An 18,362-nucleotide genomic window follows, 5' to 3' on the forward strand; every position below is an offset into this window, starting at 1 on the left:
GCTCACCTGTCTGTTGCTGGGTTTCACCACTGTGGCCGGCCTTACAACCCCTGCAACTGTCGAGAAACCCTGCAACTCCGGTTAGGGACTTACTGAGGAGTCGGATAAAGCGCGGAGTGCCGGGGGCGACGCAAGTAATGTCGTAGCCGTGCCGCGTATCGCCTACTTCGGGCCGTCGGGAACCTTTACCGAGATGGCCCTCGCCAAACTGGAGTCCACCGCAATATTCGGTGGGCCGGTCGAGCGTGTGCCCGCACCTAGTCAAGGCGCGGCCATCGAGCTGGTGCGGGCGGGCGAGGTCGAGGGGGCGGTGGTGCCCATCGAGAGCTCGGTGGAGGGATCGATCGCGCCGACCCTGGACGCGCTGGCGGTCGGGCCGCGCTTGCAGATCATCGCCGAGACCGATCTGGATGTGGCGTTCACGATTCTGGGGCGGCCCGGTATCGAGCTCGCCGAGGTGCGGCGGATCGCCGCCTATCCGGTGGCGGCCGCGCAGGTGCGGATGTGGCTGGCGAATCGGCTGCCGCAGGCGCAGATGTACACCTCGGCCTCGAATGCCGCCGCCGCCGAGGATGTCGCGGCCGGGCATGCGGATGCCGCGGTCTCCACCGCCCTGGCGGGGGAGCGGCTCGGACTCTCGGTGCTGGCCTCCGGTGTCGCCGACCATGATCGGGCGATCACCCGGTTCGTACTGGTCGCGCCGCCGCAGCCCGCGCCGCCGCGCACCGGCACCGATCGCACCTCCATCGTGCTGGAGCTGGCCAACGAGCCCGGTTCGCTCATGCGGGCGTTCGCCGAATTCGCCACCCGCGGTATCGATCTCACTCGCATCGAATCGCGGCCGACCCGGACCGGCATGGGCACCTACCGCTTCTACCTGGACTGTGTCGGTCATATCGACGATGTCGCGGTCGCCGAGACGCTCAAGGCGTTGCACCGCACCGCCGGGCGGATCCGCTATCTCGGCTCCTGGCCCGCGGTCTCGGCCACCACCGGCACCCCGCCGCCGGACGACGCACCGGCGACGGCCTGGCTGGAAGATCTGAAGAAGGGGGTCGCCGACCTGTGACAGGCAAACTCATCCTGGTGCGGCACGGCGAAACCGAGGGCAATGTAGCCAAGATCCTCGACACCCGCCTCCCCGGCCTGCCCCTCACCGAACGCGGTGCGGCACAGGCGAAGACGTTCGGCGCGAACCTTGTCGCGCCGCCGCAGCGCCTGTTCTCCTCCGAGGCCCTGCGCGCCAAACAGACCGGCGGCTACATCGAGGCCGCCACCGGGGTCCCGCTCGAGGTCCTCGAGGATCTGCAAGAAGTGCAGCTCGGCGATCTGGAGGGCCTCAACACCACCGATGCGCACCACGCCTTCCAGGACATCTACCACTCCTGGCATTTCGGCGATCTGAGCGCCCGGGTGCCCGGCGGCGAAACCGGTTTCGAGGTGCTGGATCGCTACGTCCCCACCCTGGAGCGCCTACGCGCCGAGTACCTCACCACCCCGGACGTCCCGGACATCATTCTCGTCAGCCACGGCGCGGCCATGCGCCTGGTCTCCCGTGAACTCACCGATGTGCCAAGGGCTTTCGCCGCCAATAACCACCTCGACAACACCGAGACCATCGAGTTGCTGCCGACCGCCGGCGGCGGCTGGGAATGCACCCGCTGGGGCCGCTACCCCGCGCCCTTCACCAGCGATATCGACCCCACCGGCGACGACCCGATGGGCTGAGCGACCGGCTGGCTGGCTGGAACTTCTGGCCATTCCGCGTCGGGTCCTCCCCATCATTCCGGTGTGCTTTCGGCCGGAATCCGACCCGAGCGTTGTGGACCCCGGCCACGAACATGCCGGGATGACGAGCGATGCCGCCGCCGCAGGGCTCAGGCTCAGCCCTTGCCGGTCGGAAACTCCCGGCGCAGCGGGAGTGTGGCGATGAGATCTTGTAGGGCCGTGCGCAGGCGGGCCGGTGTGCCGCTGCTGAGCGAGGTCCATCGGGTGCCGTCCTCGGCGCGGCTCGCGGTCGCCAGCAGGCGGCCGTGGCGGGTGTTGAAGACGGCAATGTGATTGTCGGTGGTCTCCCGGATGCCGTCGCCGTAGACGACGCCCGCGATCTCGGCGTGTGAGTCCACCTGAACCAGCGCCGCGGCAAGGGTTTTCGCATCGCGAGGCGGTTTGCCGACGCGGGCCAGGCGGGCGGCCGTGGTGGTCGTATCACCGGCGTCGTCGAAGATGGGAGCCAATTCCTCGGTGGGCGCGTTCATTCCGTCGATGTCGAGGGGATCGGCGGGGCCGAGGGCGGCCATGACGGTGCCGGGGAGATCGTGCCCGGCTTCGTCGAGGACGTAGGAGTCATTGCCGCGCAGCGCGATCACCTCGAAGTCGTCACCCTTGGCGAGGCAGAGGCGGTTGACCTGACCGGCCACGTACCAGCGCAGCGCCAGGACCCAGTGCGGGCGGTAGAGCACGCGCAGCCGTTCGGCGAGTTCGGGGTGCACGGTCTCGCCGTCGAGCAGGTCGCGGTCGGTGAGGCTCGCGGCGGCCGCGGTCATGGCCGTGTCGTGGTCGTCGGCATTGTCGTAGCGGCCCATGGCGTTCAGCACCGTGGGCAGTTCGTCGATCTCCAATGTCTCTTGGAGATACTGCATTTCGTCGAGTGAGAGCGTGACCGCCCGCAAGAGGGACGGCCCGCGGCCCGCACCGAGTACGGTCACCGATCGTCCGACGGATCGCTGCCGATCACGGCGGGTGCGATCGCCCGGCCGTCGGCGAAATGCTCCACCGAGCGGCCGTAGTCGTGGCCATTGTGGGTGTCGTCCTCATCGCCGTCGCCGCGACCGCCGAGCAGCGGATTGCTTGTGCTCGCCGCGCGGGTCGGCGCGACGGTCGAGGTATTGGGTGCGATGTTCACGGGTTCGGCGACCGGTGCGACCGTCGTTGTGCCGCCGCCCATTCCGGCTCCCGCTCCCCAGCCGTCCGGGAGTTTCAGTGTGCCGCCGCCGTTTCCGATGCTGACGGTGCTCGCCCCGCCGAACGAGACGGCCCGCGTGCTCACGCCCGCGCCGCCCGCACCCACCGCGGCGACACTCGCTTCGGCCATGACCGGCACATGGTTTCCGGCGGCGGGGGCCTGCGTCAAACCATTGGCGACCGCGGTGATCGCGCTGCCCGCCACATTGGTCACGCTGCTGGCCCCGGTGGTGGCCACGGTTCCGGCCACCTGCGCGGCCTGCGACAGGGCGCTGAGCACGGCGGGATTACTGGCGAGCGATGCCGCGGTGGCCAGTGCGGCCTGCACCGGATCGCTGCCATTGCTGAAGGCGTCCCCGGCGGCATTGGCGGAGCCCGCGCCCATGGCGATGGGCGGCGGCATCAGGAATTCGCCGGGTGCGGTGAACATGAGGCTGGTAGCGGCCTCGTAGGTCTCCATGACGAGCGCGGCCCGAATGTCCAAGGCCAGCTTGGCCGCTTCGGCCGCTTCGGCGGTGCCGTTCAACGCACCGCCGGTGGAGTGCGCGGCCACGCGGGCGGCCTCGACGGCGGCGATCTCGGGCAGGCTCGGCATGGCGATGGAGGCGACGGTGTAGGCGATGGCGTTCCCGGCGGCCTTACCGGCCATGATCGCGGACTGCACGCCCTGCTGTTCGGCCCAGACGGTGAAACCACCGAGCCGGGCCAGCACATTGAGCCCGTTCAAACCCTGGAGGCCGACGCCGACCTCGGCCATGACTCGCGCCACGGTGGCGGTGGCCTCGACCCAGACGCCGGTGAGCGCGCCCCAGGCGGTGCCCGCCGCCGAGATCGGGATGGCATGGGTGCCCGCATTGAGGGTCACGGAATTGACTTCGGCCATGCGGGGCAGCCAGAACACCCCGGTGATTCCCAGCGTCATGTGGTGTTTCCCCTCTACACCTGAATGGCGGCGATACCGGCCGCGCGCACGGTGTCCTGGATCAGGTACTGGGCGAGCTGGCTGCGCAGTGTGGCGGCCGCGTGATGCAGTTCGAGCACGCCCTGGGCGATTGCTCGATCGTGGCTGAGGGCCGCGTGATTGAAGTGCGCGGCGGCCAGGAAGGACACTTCCTCGGCTCCGGAGGGGAGCACGTGGGTGGCGGGCGCGGTGGAGGTGGAGGCGAACGCGAGGCGTTCGGCCAGGAGGTCGAGCTCGAGGGCAGCGGCAAGGACTACCTCGGGCTGCACGAGGACGTGGCCAACCATGATCGAACTCCCTTCCAAGAATTCCCCCGCGTGGCGACCGGTTACCGGTCGCTGAGAATCACGCCGTTATGAAGATTGGACGCGACGGGTTGCTGAAAGGTTCCCGCGATCCGGATTAGCCCCATCCCAGCTGATGAAGGCGGTCGTCGTCAATCCCGAAATAGTGGGCAATCTCGTGAATCACTGTGATTGCCACCTCTTCCACCACCTCTTCTTCGCTGCGGCACATCTCGAGGATGGCTTCGCGGTAGATGGTGATGGTGTCGGGTAGGGCGCCGCCGTAGTGGGAGAAGTCCCGGTCGGTGAGTGCTATGCCGTGGTACAGGCCGAGCAGATGCGGGTCTTCCTCGCTGCGCGGCTCGATGAGAACCACCACATTGTCGATCGCCTTGGCCAGCTCGGGCGGAACCAGGTCGAGGGCATCGCCGACCAGTTCCTCGAAGCGGTCGTCCGACATGCGGACCGACATTGTCAGCGCGGGACGACCGGTGCGGCACCCGGCAGCGGCTGCGGGGTGGAGCGGCCATTATTGGGCGGCGGCACGGGTGCTTGTCCGTCGATCAGGATCTCACCGCGTGCGGATCCGGTGATGGCAGAAAAGCCCTGGTCCGCGCCCTTGCCGATCATGCAGTTCAGGCTGCGACTGCCGGTCAGCCAGCTTCGGGCGTCGACATAGTCGAAGAACACCGTGAGTGTCTTATTGCGGATTGCGTCCGGGGAGCCGAGGTAGGAAGTGGAGTCGTTGGCGCACTGCTGTGCCATGAACTGGTCTTGATCGTCCTTGTTCGGCGGGCCGCCGTTGAAGTGAGTGGAGAGATCAACGGTCGAGATCATTTCGTAGGTGTGCGGCTTGGTGCAGTCCACCGGATCGCTCGGCAGGCTGCGGTTGATACCGACGCAGCTGCCTGTTTCATACACCTTGGACTGGTCGACATCACGCACACTGCCAGTGGACGGAATGCTGGCATCACCTGTGCTGGTCTTGACCTGGAGGCCGCAGCGCAGCGTTCGTTCGCCGGACTTCCAGCCATCCTTGCCGGGGTTGATCACTCCGACTACGAACTTGCCGCGAGGATCGAGTCTGCCGGTGAGATAGTTCTCGCTCGCGCTGACACACACGTCGTCGCGCAGTTCCATGAATCGCAGCGAGTCGGGATGTCGTGAACCGGGACCGAATTCCTTGCCCGGGTACTTACTGAGGTCAACATCGGCGGTCACCTCGAACAGGTGTTTTTCCGAGCAGTCGACCTTCGTCAGATCGGAGGCGTCGGGTTTGGTCCAGTTCAGGCAGCTGCCCGGTTTGGCCGTGCCAAAAGCCGTGCCCGCCACCGCGCCGGTCGGCTGTACGCCGGGGTTGTGCGCTTCTACCCGCCCCGAGTCGAATCCGGAAACGAACATGGTGATGAGCGCGGCGACCACCGCGCCGATGGCGACCGCGAGCAGTCCCCAGCGCAGGGTCGGTGCGGAGAGCGGGCCGTCCTTGTCGAGCTTGGAGCGCAGCGCGGACAGCGGACCGCCACCCGCGGCGGCCGCGGGCCGGGGACGGCCGGACGACGGCTCGGTCTGCTTTCGGGGACGCCTCTGATCGCTCATCGCGCTCCATCATTGCAGCGCAGACCCGCCCCCGCCACGACGTGTTCCTTATTGCTGGATCAGATCCGCCGCCTTCTCGCCGATCAGGACGGCCGGGGCGTGGGTGTGGCCGCGGGTGATGACCGGCATGACGGAGGTGTCCGCGATGCGCAGGCCGACCACGCCGCGCACCCGCAGTTCCGGATCCACGACGCCGGAGTCGTCGGCGGTCATGCGGCAGGTGCCGACCGGGTGGTACAGCGTGTGCGAGTGATCCTCGAGGCAGCGCCGCAGGATCTCCTCCATGGGGGTGTCCGAGGGAATGGCGGGCTGCATGAGCTCGCCGATATGCCCCTTCAATGAGGGCTGAGTCGCCAGGTTGACGCAGGTCCGCAGCCCGGACAGCAGGGCGGCGCGGTCGGCGGGCTCGCTGCAGTAGCGCGGGTCGATCTTCGGCGGCGTGAACGGGTCGGGGGAGGTGAGGGTGATGGTGCCGGTGGATTCCGGCTTCAGCAGGATCGCGGCCAGGGTGATGGCGTGACCGTCGGGATCGCCGAGGCCCTCGCCGATATAGGGCGCGGGTCCGAAGATCAGTTCCAGGTCCGGTAGCGCGAGTTCCTCACGGCTGCGGACGAATCCGTACGCCTCGCCGACATTGGAGGTGAGCTGTCCCCGCCGCCGCAGCAGATAGTTGGCGAGTTCGGGAATGCTCTTGTCCGCGCCGTAGAGGCTGCCGCCGCCGGTCCGGTAGACGATGGGCGCGGCCAGGTGGTCGCGCAGGCGGCGGCCCACGGCCGGATTGTGGTGCAGCACCGGGATTCCCAGTTCGCGCAGGTCGTCGCCGTGCCCGATGCCGGACAGCATGAGCAGCTGCGGGGTATTGATGGCGCCGCCGGACAGGATCACCTCGCGCTTGGCGTGCAGCTGTTTGATTTCGTCGCCGACCCGGTATTCGACGCCGACGGCGCGGGTGCCGTCGAACAGTACGCGGGTCACGTGCGCGTCGGTGATGACGGTGAGATCGCGTCGCCGTTGCAGCGCGGGCCGCAGGTAGGCGTCCGCGGTGCTCCAGCGCGCGCCGCGCTTCTGGTTGACCATGGTTTGCGTGAACCCTTGCGGCTCCGGCTTATTGGCGCGTTCCACCTGATATCCGGCGTCGAGCGCGGCGGTGAGGAAGTCGCGGGTGAGCGGTCGCGGGCTGCGCTGGTGGGAGATGTGCAGCGGGCCGTCGGTGCCCTCTTCGGGTTCGGTGGCGCCTTCGACGGTCTCCATGCGCTGGAAGTAGGGCAGCACCTGTTCGAAGGACCAGGCGGGTCCGGCGTGGACGCCCCATTCGTCGTAGTCGGAGGCGAAGCCGCGGACCCACATCATGGCGTTCATGGAGGAGGAGCCGCCGAGCATTTTGCCGCGAGGCCAGTAGACCTGCCGGTTGGACAGCTGCGGTTGCGGTGCGGTGCGGTAGTTCCAGTCATTGACGCCCTCGAAGAGCTGGGCGAATCCGGCCGGAATGTGCACGAATTTGTCTTTGTCCTCGCTGCCCGCCTCCAGCACGGCGACGCTGGTGCCGACCCGATCGCTGAGTCTGGAGGCCAGTACCGCCCCGGATGATCCGGCCCCGACGACGATGAAATCGACTGTGCTGGGTGTGTATTGGGGCATGGGGACTCCTCGGTAAGAGCTAACGGCGAGTTGCGGACCGGGGCGGTGCGGGAACACGCGAACCGTCGCGGCCGGCTGTCGTTTCGGAAGATGCTTGGCGCCGAGACGTTCTCATCGGCGGCCCGGGAGTGGGCACGGCGAGAGGTGCTGTTGCGTCACCGGCCGAGCCCATGCCATCACTATGGGCGGCGGCGCGCGGTGACACCAGGGATACGGGGGAATCAGTCGGAACTGTGAGGCCGCGCGGTCTGATCCGGCGCTGCCGCAGCGTGCGGGCAGGCTCGGACCTACGGGAAAAGCATTGGCACCCGCCGACTAGGCTGTTTACCCATGATCGACCTTCGATTCCTGCGGGAGAATCCCGACGTGGTCCGTGCGTCGCAGCGGGCTCGCGGCGAGGACCCGGCCCTGGTGGACGCCCTGCTCGCGGCGGATGCGGCCCGCCGCGCCGCCGTCGCGAACGCCGACGGCCTGCGCGCCGAGCACAAGGCCATCGGCAAGAAGGTCGGCAAGGCATCCCCCGAGGAGCGCCCGGTCCTGCTGGCGCAGGGCAAGGAACTCTCGGCGAAGGTGTCCGAGGCCGAAGCGGCCGAGAATGCCGCGGACGCGGACCTGGATGCCGCGCAGCGCGCCATCTCGAATGTGGTGCAGGAGGGTGCGCCCGCGGGCGGCGAGGACGATTTCATCGTGCTCGACACCGTCGGCACCCCGCGCGAGTTCGACTTCGAGCCCAAGGATCATCTCGAGCTGGGTGAGTCGCTGGGCATCATCGATATGGAACGCGGCGCGAAGGTGTCGGGCGCGCGCTTCTACTTCCTCACCGGTTACGGCGCGCTCCTGCAGCTGGGCCTGTTGCAGCTGGCCGCGCAGAAGGCCACCGCCAATGGCTTCACCATGATGATCCCGCCGGTGCTGGTGCGCCCGGAGATCATGCAGGGCACCGGTTTCCTGGGTCAGCATTCGGCCGAGGTCTACCACCTGGAAGAGGACGACCTGTACCTGGTCGGCACCTCGGAGGTCCCGCTCGCCGGTTATCACTCGGGCGAGATCCTGGACCTGAGCGAAGGCCCGAAGCGCTATGCGGGCTGGTCGTCGTGCTTCCGCCGCGAGGCGGGCAGCTACGGCAAGGACACCCGCGGCATTATTCGCGTGCACCAGTTCGACAAGGTCGAGATGTTCGTCTACGCCAAGCCGGAGGACGCCGATGCCGAGCATCAGCGCCTGCTGGCCTGGGAGCAGGAAATGCTCGCCGCGATCGAGGTGCCGTACCGCGTGATCGATGTGGCCGCCGGTGACCTGGGTTCCTCGGCCGCGCGCAAGTTCGACTGCGAGGCCTGGGTTCCGACCCAGCAGACCTACCGCGAACTCACCTCGACCTCGAACTGCACCACCTTCCAAGGCCGTCGCCTGAACGTGCGCTACCGGGACGAGAACAACAAGCCGCAAACCGCGGCCACGCTGAATGGCACCCTGGCAACCACGCGCTGGATTGTCGCGCTGCTGGAGAACCATCAGCAGGCGGACGGTTCGGTGCGAGTTCCGGCCGCACTGGTGCCATTCGTCGGAACCGAAGTCCTTAAGCCGCGCTGACCTCAATTTCGTGCCTCGGTGCGAAGTCTGAATCCGCCGGAGCGAAGCGGAGGCAAAAATCAATACAGCGTTTAGGCTGGCAGGCGTGCGAGGAATCGGGTCTCGCGGCGATACCCGAACGCGGGTGCGGGCGGCTTCGGCGCTGGCGACGGCAATGGTCATGGCCAGGACCACCGGGGCGTTCTACGTCATGGGTGGCGTACTGGGTCTGGTGATCACGGCTGTCGCTCCGGGTGATGAGGGCAATCGGCCGCTTGTGGGTGCCGCGGCGTTCGTGGCGCTGCTACTTGGTGTGAGCCTGCTGATCTGGGGTCCGCGGGTGCCGCATTCGGTGCATCACGGATATGTGGCGGCGGCGACGGTGCTGGTGACCATTGCGGTGCACTGGTTTCCGAATACGGTCGGTGCGATCAGTCTGGCGGCGTTCTATGTGTTCGTCGCGACCGATGCGGCGATCTTCTTCTCCTGGCGATGGCTGGCCGCGCATCTGACTTTCGCGGTGGTGTGCTGTTTGTGGGTGGTGCCTTCGCGTGGTCTGCCGTGGTGGTCGGGTCTGATTCCGGCGGGTATCACGGTCGGAATCGGCATTGTGGTCGGCATTTTGACGCGGATGGCCTCGGATGCCGATATCGATGTGCTGACCGGATTGTTGAATCGGCGTGGTTTCGATCGCGCCTTGAATTCGGCCATCTCGCAGGCGGCGCGTTCGGGTCAGGGCCTGGCGCTGGTGCTGGTGGACCTGGACCGCTTCCAGAAGATCAATGACCATCTCGGGCATCGTGCCGGTGATGCCGTGCTGCAACGTGTCGGCGATACCTGGGCGAAACTGCTTGCGCCGGATCAGCGTCTGGCCCGCTACGGCGGTGACGCGTTCGCGCTGCTGCTGCCCGGCACCACCGAGCAGGCCGCGATCCTGCTGACCGAGCAATTGCGCGCGGCGGTGACCACCGGCTGTTCGGCGGGCGTGACGTCTTGGCAGCCGGGCGAATCCGGTTCGTTGCTGGTGTCGCGCGCCGATGTGGGCCTGTACCGCGCCAAGCAGGCGGGCCGCAATCGCACGGTGCTCGAGTCCTCGCGGCAGCTGCCCTTGGCGGTGGAGCTGCGCGAGGCCATCGACCGCGGCACCCTGGATGTCCAGTATCAGCCGATCGTGAGCCTCGCCGACGGCGCGACCCGCGCGGTCGGGGTGGAGGCGCTGCTGCGCTGGTCCTCGCACGCGCAACCGGATGTGACCACCGAGGGCCTGATCCGGGTCGCCGAGGAATACGACCTCATCTCCGATCTGGACGAGCTGGTATTGCGCCGCGCCTGCGCCGACGCGGCCCGCCTGCAGGAGACCTTCGCGCAGCTCGACTTGACGTTGAACGTGAATGTGAGCGGTCTGGAACTGGCCGAAACCGAGTATGCCGACCGGGTTTCCGGCATCCTCGCCGATACCGGCTGGCCCGCCGAGCAGCTGGTCCTGGAAGTCACCGAGAGCGAACTGGCCGCCGAATCCGATACCGCCATCGCGAACCTGCACAAGCTGCGCGAGCGCGGCGTCCGCATTGCCATCGACGATTTCGGCACCGGCTACTCCTCGCTGAGCCGCTTGGCCACCCTGCCCAGCGACATTCTGAAGGTGGATCAGTCCTTCGTGGCGGCCATCCGCTCCGATTCCCCGGCGCCCCCGCTGCTGGGAGTCATTGCGGCGCTGAGCAAGTCCCTGGATCTTCAGGTGATCGCCGAGGGCGTGGAGACCGAATACCAGGCCGCGGTCCTCACCGAGCTCGGTTTCGCGCTCGCGCAGGGCTACCACTACAGCGATTCGCACCCGGTGTCCGAGCTGATCAATGACCTCAATGAGCGTCACGGCCTGGTCGGTGCGGCGCTCGGCCCGGACCATCAGCACGGTGACGGCGAGCTCAACACCAATGGCTGGATCCCCATCGATAACCCCCTTGACGGAGGCTCCGGCAGCGCGCCAAGCTGACCTCATGCGCTTGGTCGTCTACGCCTGTTGATTCACCGCCCTGCGTGGTCTCACCGCGCGCGCTGTTCTGTTCGCCCTGACAGCTGATCTGATCCCGTTCTACGCCCTGTACGCGCTGCTCTTCGCCGCGCACGGCCTGAACACCAGTCAGATCTCCGTACTTCTCGGGATCTGGTCCGCCACCGCATTCGTGCTGGAGATCCCCAGCGGCGCGTGGGCCGACACGGTCTCTCGGCGCGGCCTGCTGATCCTCTCCGCGATCCTGCTTGCCGCGGGCTTCGCCGTCTGGACGGTGTTCCCTACCTTCCTCGGCTTCGCCGTGGGTTTCGTGCTGTGGGGCACCTCGAGCTCATTGCGCTCGGGCACCTTCGAGGCTTTGCTCTATGACGATCTCGCCGAGCGCAATGCCACCGCCGCCTATTCGCGTGTCATGGGATACACCCGTGCCGCGGCCGAATCCGCTGCCTTGCTCGGCATTTTGGCGGCAGCCCCGCTGTATGCCTGGGGCGGCTACTCGCTGATCGGCTGGTCGAGTGTCGCCATTGCCGTGGTTCACACCTTGGCGGCGATGGCCTTGCCCAGCGCTCCGAAGCGGGTGTCCTCGAGCGATGTCGAGGAGCTCGAGGATGCGGAGGATCTCGAGGCCGATGCCCAGGAGACCGGATCCGGTGATCCGGAAATCTTCACGCCCACAGGCGAATCCGCTCGGCTGCTCGCGCGCTATGGCGACATGCTGCGGGTGGGATTACGGGAAGCATTGCGCGTAAGGGTGATCCGTCGTGGCGTGGTGCTGGTCGCGCTGTTGAACGGCATTACCGCCTTCGACGAGTACTTCGCCCTGCTGGCGGACGATGCCGGTGTCTCCCCGCCGGTCACGGCCGTGCTGGTGGGCGTGACGGTGGCGGGCGCGCTGGCGGGTGCGACCCTGGCCGGGCGCACCGAGTCCATTCGCGCCCGCACCATGGCCCTCGCACTGGGTGTGGGCGGTCTGCTCTTCATCGGCGGTGCCCTGCTGGCCGGAATGTCCGCCACTCATCCGCAATCCATGTATCTGCTGACGGCCGTGGGCTTCTCGGCCATCGGTATCGCCTACGGCATCGACTACAACGCGGATGTGATCGCCTCCGCCCGTCTCCAGGACGCCATTGCCGGTCCGGCACGAGCCACGGTCACCTCGGTCTCCGGCTTCGTCTCGGAGGTGATCGCCCTGGCGGTCTTCGCCTTCGTGGCCGTGGTTTCGCTCTGGCTCCCCATCCCGACCGTGGTGGCGCTGCTCGGCGTCCCGCTGCTCGCCACCGCGGTCCTGATCCCCGCGTGGCTGCCGTCCCGCGTGCTCTCCGAACCCGTGCGCAAGTGAGAGTGATGGGTGGGGAGAATCGGGGGGTGATGGTGCGGCGGCAGGTGGGGTTGGTGTTGGGGGGTTGTATCGGCGCGGGGGTGGCGGTGCAGGCGCGGGTGAATGGGGCGTTGGGGGAGCGGCTGCATGATGGGGTGGGGGCCGCGGTGGTGAGTTTCGGGACCGGGTTGGTGCTGGTCGGGCTGGTGTTCTTGGGGAGTGGGCGATTGCGTGCGGGGGTGCGGCGGATTCGGGCGGCGGTGGCCGAGGGGACCTTGCGGTGGTGGCAGCTGCTGGGCGGGTTGTGCGGGGCGGTGTTCGTCGCCTGTCAGGGGCTGACGGTGGCGGCCATCGGGGTTACGGCGTTCACGGTGTCGGTGGTGGCGGGGCAGTTGGTGAGCAGTCTGGTGGTGGATCGGCTGGGGCTGGGGCCGGGTGGGCGGACGCCGGTGACCCGGTGGCGGATCGGGGGTGCGGGGGTGGCATTGGTGGCGGTGCTGCTGGCGGCGGTGGGGCGGCATAGCGGGGTGAGTGAATCACTGTCCGCGCCGGAGGTTTTCCGGTCGGCACCGGTGGGAGTCTTGATCGTGCTGCCGGTGCTGGCGGGGGTGGGGGTCGCCTGGCAGCAGGCGGTGAATGGCCGGGTCGGAGCGGTCGGCGGGCCCTTGTCGGCGACGTTGGGGAATTTCGTGACCGGGCTGGCCGGGCTGCTGGTGGTGGAGGCGCTCTTGCGGGCGCGGACCGGGTTGCCGACCGAGTTTCCTTCGGAGCCTTGGCTTTACCTCGGTGGTGCGATCGGGGTGGTGTTCATTGCGCTGGCGGTGCTGGTGGTGCGGTGGATCGGGGTGCTGCTGCTCGGGCTGAGTTCGGTGGCGGGGCAGCTGCTGGCGTCGCTGGTGCTGGATGTGGTGGCTCCGACCGGGGCCGTGTTGTCGATGGCGGCGGTGGCCGGTTGTGTGCTGACGTTCGTGGCGGTGGCATTGGCGGCTCGATCGCCGCGCACGCTGGTGACCGAATCGCCCTGATGGTTTGAAAACTGGTCCAGGGATTCATGATTCGAGGCACACCGAGATGTGTCATGGTGCGAATCATGGCTATCGACTACGGGGTGTGGGTGGCGCGGTTGGGGTTGGCGGTCGTGTTCGGGCTGTCGGCGTGGGGGAAGTTCGCTGACCTGCCGGGGACGCGGAAGGCGGTGGGGGAGTTCGGGGTTCCCCTGCGATGGGTGCCCGCCGTGGCCTGGGGCCTACCGGTGGTGGAGGCGGGTGCGGCGATCGGAATGCTGCCGCCGTGGACGGCGCTCGCGGCGTCGGTGCTGGCGGTGCTGCTGCTGGCGGGTTTCACGGCGGCGGTGGTGCGGCTGTTGAGGTTGGGTAAGCGGCCGGTGTGTTCGTGTTTCGGGGCGGCGAGTGCCGCGCCGATCGGTACGCGGACGGTGGTGCGCAACGGGGTGCTGCTGGCGGTGGGGTTGGTGACCATTGCGGGAGTGCTTGTCCGGCCGGAGGTTCCGGGTGGGCTGCCGGTCGATCATGCGGTGGGTATGACGGTGGTCGCTGCTCTGGTGGCGGTGCTGGCCTGGCTGGGCGGGGTGGTGCTGGTATTGCGCCGCCGCTTGGATGAGCAGGTCCTGTCGACGCTGGGTGGTGAGGGACTGCCGGTGGGGGCGGTCGCGCCGGAGTTCGAATTGCTGAATGTGGCTGGGGGAAAGACGAATCGGGAGGAGCTGGCCGCGGGCCGTCAGCTGCTGCTGGTGTTCGTGCACACGCATTGTGAGATGTGCGCGGCGCTCGCCCGCGAGTTGCCGCGCTGGCATGCCCGCACGGCGGAGGTGCTGAGCATTGCGTTCGTGGGGAACGGCGAGGTGGCCGAGCACGCCGAATGGGGTCTGGAGCAAGGGGTGGGTGATATTCCGGTGCTGGTGCAGCAGGGGAACGAGGCGGCGCTGCGGTTCCGGGTGCGGGGTACGCCGTCTGGGGTGTTGATCGATGCGCAGGGGCGGGTGGCCGCTCCGGTGGCGCGGGGCGCGATGGCGGTCCGGGATCTGGTCGTCCAGGCAAAACAGGCTGGATTACGGGCGGATTCGCGGCAAAACGGGCAACAGGTTCCGGATCGCCGATAGTGGATCTTGCGTCCGCCGTTTGCGTCGGAGGAAACGGGTCGGTTCTCTAAATACATTGTCACACAAGCGAATTCGACAATTTGCCTGGTTTGTGAGCCTTACCATCGAGTGGCAGGACTCCATCCATCCGAACGCATCGAGCGAGGATTATCATGGCGGACTTCGCATTCACCGATTACTCCGGCAAGGAATTCGTTATTCGGCTGACCAACGAGCAGCGCGTCGCGGAGGCGCGCCGGATCCTATCCGGCGAGGAAACAATGTCGACGCATGTCATGGGCCGGATCAGGAAGGTCCAGACCGACTACAACCCGGGATGGAACTTCCACCTCGACCCCGACACCATCAGCTTCTTCACCTACGCCATCGAGGTGTGCGACGCGAGCATCGAATACACCGAGGATCACCTCGACGAGGCATGCGGCGCTTTCCTGCCCGGCTGCTTCTGGTGTCCGTGGTCGTCGCGCATGACCCGGGAAATCAAATAGCGGATAGCGGCGGCATTCTCCGGTCGGTGCGACGGCACCGACCGGAGTCGTGTGTCAGAGCTTGGCAGACCGCAGCTCGTGTCCCTTGGACGTCTTGCAGCGCCCAGATTCCAGATCCCACTGCCACCCGTGCAGGTTACAGGTGAGGGTATTGCCTTCCACCACGCCGAATTTCGACAGATCCGCCTTGAGGTGCGGGCAGCGGCGCTGGATTTCCCAGCCGTCGAGTTCGGTGGAGGCGGAATCGTCATGCGCTTCGTTGAACCAGCCGTCGGCGTAGGCGATGCGCTCGTCGGTGAGGCATTTGAAGAAGGTGTAGAGGAATTCGTTGTAGCCGCCGACCCGCCAGGTGGTGAATCGGGTGGACAGGAAGATGGTGTTCACCCAGTCGGGTTCGTTATCGCGCAGCACGGTGCGGACCAGCACCGGGTCGATGCGGAAGCCGTAGCGGTGCTTGCCTTCTCCCTCGATGGGCGCGCGGACGGCGCGTTTGGGGAAGTCGAGCACCACGGTCTCGTCGCCCATGACCAGGCTGACCGGGTAGCCGATGCCGTCGCAGATGAGGTCGCTCTGCGCCATGATCGGTTCGAAGAGTTCCTTCAACTGCGGCAGCAGCGGACCGGTGTCTTCGTTTGCCCAGGAAGCCTTTTCGGCGGCCAGCACCGGGGCCATGCGCTGGGCCATGTCCTCGATGTAGGCGGCCTTGTCGCCGTAGATGCTGTCCGGCACCACGGGGTGCGTGATGGAGGAGAGTTCCTTGCCGCGCAGTTCGGCGGTGGATCCCGGAATCATCAGCAGTCCACCGGCATTGCCGTGGATCTCCATCTGGTCCAGGAAGGTGATCTGGTCGGGGAAGATATTGCCTTCCTCACCGCGATCGTCATTGAGGTAGCGCAGTTCGTCGTCGAGGAAGACGGGCGGCCCGGCGGACGGCACGACCCAGGTGGCGCCGACCTGTTCGATGTAGGCGCGGGCCCGGTCCATGCCGCGCTGGCGCTTCTGCTTGCCGAAGTTGGCCTTGGTGCGCGCGGGGATGTCGTAGACGGCCGGGTACCAGATGGCTCCGGAGTACTGGAGCAGGTGGATGTCCACGTGCCCGAAGGCGTCGTGCAGCACGTCCATGTCGACGGGCCGGGCGTCGTTCATGTTGAAACACACGGTTTCCCCGTCGGAGACGACGAGGCCGGAGTCGCCGATGGGTCCGTCGGCGGGTGCGCGCAGCGCGATGATCATGATGTCGAGGTCGCCGCCCGGACCGGTCACGGTGTGCTTGACCGAATCCTCGGTCTCCACGAACTTGTGGAAGCCCAGCGCCTCGAGTTCGCGCTTGAGGTCCGGCACCGGATAGTCGGGCAGCAGGACGGTGGTGTCCTTATTGACCTTGTCGGCGAGGTGCTTCGCGTCGAAGTGATCGCGGTGCAGATGCGAAACGTAGAGGAAGTCGCAGTTGCCGAGTTCGTCCCAATCCAGCTGGGTGTTGTCGGGGAACGGGAACCACGATCCGAAGTAGGCCGGGTTGACCCATGGATCGCACAGGATCGTCCCCGCTGCGGTGCGGATGTGGAATCCGGCGTGTCCGACGCTGGTGATCTGCACGAGCTATCTTCCTCCCTGACCGTTACCAGCCACCCAGCGTACTGGCTAGCCCGAGACGTCGCCGATGCAGTAACCCTCGCCGCCCGACTTCAGGGTAAATGTCTGTTTCACCTGCTTTCCGGAGCCGGTCGTGACCGGTACCGAGACTGTGATGTAGCTCCCACGCGGCCATTCGGAATTGATGGATTGGTCCACGAACGCGGTCACCGCGACCTGCCTGCCCGGATTGGTCGCCAGCGGCGGCACCACCGATTTGCCGGTCCCGTCCGGATCCCAATTCCCCGCGGCCGCGGAGCAGACCAGCGGATATTCGGCCTCGGTATCGCGCGCGTCGAGGGGTTTCCCGATCAGCCGGGACAGGTAGCGCCGCACGGTGTGGCGCGCGTCGGCGTCGTCGAAGGAGAGCTCGGGCCAGCCGCTATACACCTGCGGGCAGGCGTATCCGCTGGCCACGTCCCGATCCTGGGCGACCACCGCGACCGGGCCGTTCTTCCACACGGTGAGGTCCCCGGTGTGCACGCCCGGTTGCGCGAGGGCGTCGAAGATCGGCTGCGGGTCGGCGTAGGTGGCGCGCACATGCTTCGGTGCGATGGTCCAGCACCGGTTCTCCATCCCGGACAGTCCGTGCTCGCGCAGGTCGGCGGCCCAGCGGCCGACCGCCACGGTCGCGGCATCCGCCGGGCCGGGTGCGGTCGTCGCGCTCGCGGTGGAGGAGCCGGGCGAATCATCCGAGCCGGTGTCATCGCGCGGGATTCCGACCGCGGAGTCGCAGGCGCCGCCGAGACACGCCATGGCCACTATGAGACTTCCGAGCAGTCCCCTGCGGAGATGTTCACGCAGTGCTGTTCGGGCGCTTTCCACTCCTGCGAACCTCTTTCGTCTTCACGCGGCCGCTCGTAACGCGGCCGCCGCCGATCGGGTGTTACCTGGATCACTGGTTGCCGCGTGGGTAGCGACTAGGCTAGCGGACTTGTGGAACCCGTCTACTTCCCGATCATCGGGCTGGCTCGCACCGTGTTCGCTGCGCAGGGCCTGAAGTTCACCGTCACTGGCGACGACAATATTCCGGCGACCGGTGGGGCGGTCATTGCCGTCAATCACACCGGCTATATGGATTTCACGTACGCCGGCCTGCCCGTGCGTACGCCGAAGCGGTACATCCGTTTCATGGCGAAGAAAGAGGTGTTCGACAATCCGATCGGCGGTCCGGTCATGCGGGCGCTCAAGCATATTCCGGTGGACCGGTCGGCGGGCGGCGATTCCTACGTCGAGGCCGTGAACCGGCTGCGCCAAGGCGAATTGGTGGGCGTCTACCCCGAGGCCACCATCAGCCGCAGCTTCGAGTTGAAGGAATTCAAGTCGGGCGCGGCGCGCATGGCAATCGAGGCGAATGTCCCGATCATCCCGATTGTTATCTGGGGCGCGCAACGTGTCTGGACCAAGGGTTTCCCGAAGCGCTTGGGCCGCACCAACACCCCGATCTCCATCGAAGTCGGTGCCCCCATTGCGCCCTACGAACCCGCCCAGGCTCTCACCGACCAGCTGCACTCCACCATGGAGGGCATGCTGCTGAACGTCCAGAAGGACTACCACCACGAGCCCGGCGCGTACTGGGTCCCGGCCCGATTGGGCGGCAGCGCACCGACTCTCGAAGAGGCGAACGCCATGGACGCCGCCGAAGCGGCGGAAAAGGCCGCACGCCGCGCGAAATAGCCGCAGCGCACCACCCCCGAACGCCGCTATTTGCAGGCTTTCTCGACAGCTGCAGGCTTTATAAGCCCTGCAGCTGTCGACAGCGCATGCAGCTGTCGACAACCC

Annotated in this window: 17 protein-coding genes; 9 read left to right on the forward strand and 8 right to left on the reverse strand. The window is 67.1% G+C overall.

Annotation, left to right across the window (positions count from 1 at the left end; translation table 11 throughout):
* Nucleotides 1-148 precede the first annotated feature (148 nt).
* Together pheA and AB0N05_RS20275 are read left to right on the forward strand one after the other, a co-directional pair.
* On the forward strand, nt 149-1,069 hold the full coding sequence (gene pheA / locus AB0N05_RS20270) for a prephenate dehydratase (RefSeq protein ID WP_364696085.1): 921 nt from the start codon (nt 149-151) through the stop codon (nt 1,067-1,069).
* Entirely contained in the window at nt 1,066-1,728 is a 663-nt protein-coding gene (locus AB0N05_RS20275) for a histidine phosphatase family protein (RefSeq protein WP_364696088.1), read from the forward strand. The genes pheA and AB0N05_RS20275 overlap by 4 nt, the downstream gene beginning before the upstream one ends.
* Before the next feature lie 155 nt (nt 1,729-1,883).
* Here AB0N05_RS20275 and AB0N05_RS20280 read toward each other — a convergent pair whose 3' ends face one another.
* The 6 genes from AB0N05_RS20280 to AB0N05_RS20305 form a co-directional block, all read right to left on the reverse strand.
* On the reverse strand, nt 1,884-2,708 hold the full coding sequence (locus AB0N05_RS20280) for an ESX secretion-associated protein EspG (protein WP_364696091.1): 825 nt from the start codon (nt 2,706-2,708) through the stop codon (nt 1,884-1,886).
* The gene (locus AB0N05_RS20285; RefSeq protein WP_364696094.1) at nt 2,705-3,886 is read right to left on the reverse strand and encodes a PPE domain-containing protein; all 1,182 of its coding nucleotides are present in this window, start codon (nt 3,884-3,886) and stop codon (nt 2,705-2,707) included. The genes AB0N05_RS20280 and AB0N05_RS20285 overlap by 4 nt, the downstream gene beginning before the upstream one ends.
* A 14-nt stretch (nt 3,887-3,900) precedes the next feature.
* On the reverse strand, nt 3,901-4,212 hold the full coding sequence (locus AB0N05_RS20290) for a PE family protein (RefSeq protein WP_364696097.1): 312 nt from the start codon (nt 4,210-4,212) through the stop codon (nt 3,901-3,903).
* Between the two features lie 115 nt (nt 4,213-4,327).
* A complete protein-coding gene (locus AB0N05_RS20295) occupies nt 4,328-4,681 on the reverse strand; it encodes a metallopeptidase family protein (RefSeq protein WP_364696101.1) in 354 nt (117 codons plus the stop codon).
* A 2-nt stretch (nt 4,682-4,683) separates the two neighbouring features.
* Nucleotides 4,684-5,805 (reverse strand): septum formation family protein, encoded by a 1,122-nt coding sequence (locus AB0N05_RS20300; protein WP_364696104.1) that lies wholly within the window; start codon nt 5,803-5,805, stop codon nt 4,684-4,686.
* Between the two features lie 48 nt (nt 5,806-5,853).
* Entirely contained in the window at nt 5,854-7,443 is a 1,590-nt protein-coding gene (locus AB0N05_RS20305; RefSeq protein ID WP_364696107.1) for a GMC family oxidoreductase N-terminal domain-containing protein, read from the reverse strand.
* A 330-nt stretch (nt 7,444-7,773) separates the two neighbouring features.
* On the opposite strand from AB0N05_RS20305, the gene serS reads away from it, so the two are divergent.
* The 6 genes from serS (at nt 7,774) to AB0N05_RS20335 (ending at nt 14,948) form a co-directional block, all read left to right on the forward strand.
* Entirely contained in the window at nt 7,774-9,033 is a 1,260-nt protein-coding gene (serS, locus tag AB0N05_RS20310) for a serine--tRNA ligase (RefSeq protein WP_364696110.1), read from the forward strand.
* A gap of 85 nt (nt 9,034-9,118) precedes the next feature.
* Nucleotides 9,119-11,005 (forward strand): bifunctional diguanylate cyclase/phosphodiesterase, encoded by a 1,887-nt coding sequence (locus AB0N05_RS20315; RefSeq protein WP_364696113.1) that lies wholly within the window; start codon nt 9,119-9,121, stop codon nt 11,003-11,005.
* A gap of 91 nt (nt 11,006-11,096) precedes the next feature.
* Complete coding sequence (locus tag AB0N05_RS20320; protein WP_364696538.1) at nt 11,097-12,362, forward strand: MFS transporter; 1,266 nt, start codon at nt 11,097-11,099, stop codon at nt 12,360-12,362.
* 29 nt (nt 12,363-12,391) lie between these two features.
* The gene (locus AB0N05_RS20325; protein WP_364696541.1) at nt 12,392-13,366 is read left to right on the forward strand and encodes a DMT family transporter; all 975 of its coding nucleotides are present in this window, start codon (nt 12,392-12,394) and stop codon (nt 13,364-13,366) included.
* A gap of 65 nt (nt 13,367-13,431) precedes the next feature.
* A complete protein-coding gene (locus AB0N05_RS20330) occupies nt 13,432-14,460 on the forward strand; it encodes a MauE/DoxX family redox-associated membrane protein (RefSeq protein ID WP_364696116.1) in 1,029 nt (342 codons plus the stop codon).
* Between the two features lie 152 nt (nt 14,461-14,612).
* Nucleotides 14,613-14,948, forward strand: coding sequence for a calmodulin (locus tag AB0N05_RS20335; protein WP_364696118.1), 336 nt, complete (start codon nt 14,613-14,615; stop codon nt 14,946-14,948).
* Between the two features lie 54 nt (nt 14,949-15,002).
* On the opposite strand, the gene AB0N05_RS20340 is transcribed toward AB0N05_RS20335, so the two are convergent.
* Together AB0N05_RS20340 and AB0N05_RS20345 are read right to left on the reverse strand one after the other, a co-directional pair.
* The gene (locus tag AB0N05_RS20340) at nt 15,003-16,544 is read right to left on the reverse strand and encodes a Rieske 2Fe-2S domain-containing protein (protein WP_364696120.1); all 1,542 of its coding nucleotides are present in this window, start codon (nt 16,542-16,544) and stop codon (nt 15,003-15,005) included.
* Nucleotides 16,545-16,589: 45 nt separating this feature from the next.
* Nucleotides 16,590-17,405 (reverse strand): hypothetical protein, encoded by an 816-nt coding sequence (locus AB0N05_RS20345; RefSeq protein ID WP_364696122.1) that lies wholly within the window; start codon nt 17,403-17,405, stop codon nt 16,590-16,592.
* Between the two features lie 111 nt (nt 17,406-17,516).
* On the opposite strand from AB0N05_RS20345, the gene AB0N05_RS20350 reads away from it, so the two are divergent.
* Nucleotides 17,517-18,257, forward strand: a complete 741-nt coding sequence (locus tag AB0N05_RS20350) for a lysophospholipid acyltransferase family protein (RefSeq protein WP_364696124.1) — start codon at nt 17,517-17,519, stop codon at nt 18,255-18,257.
* Nucleotides 18,258-18,362: the final 105 nt, after the last annotated feature.

Source organism: Nocardia sp. NPDC051030 (assembly GCF_040683015.1).
Taxonomy (GTDB): domain Bacteria; phylum Actinomycetota; class Actinomycetes; order Mycobacteriales; family Mycobacteriaceae; genus Nocardia.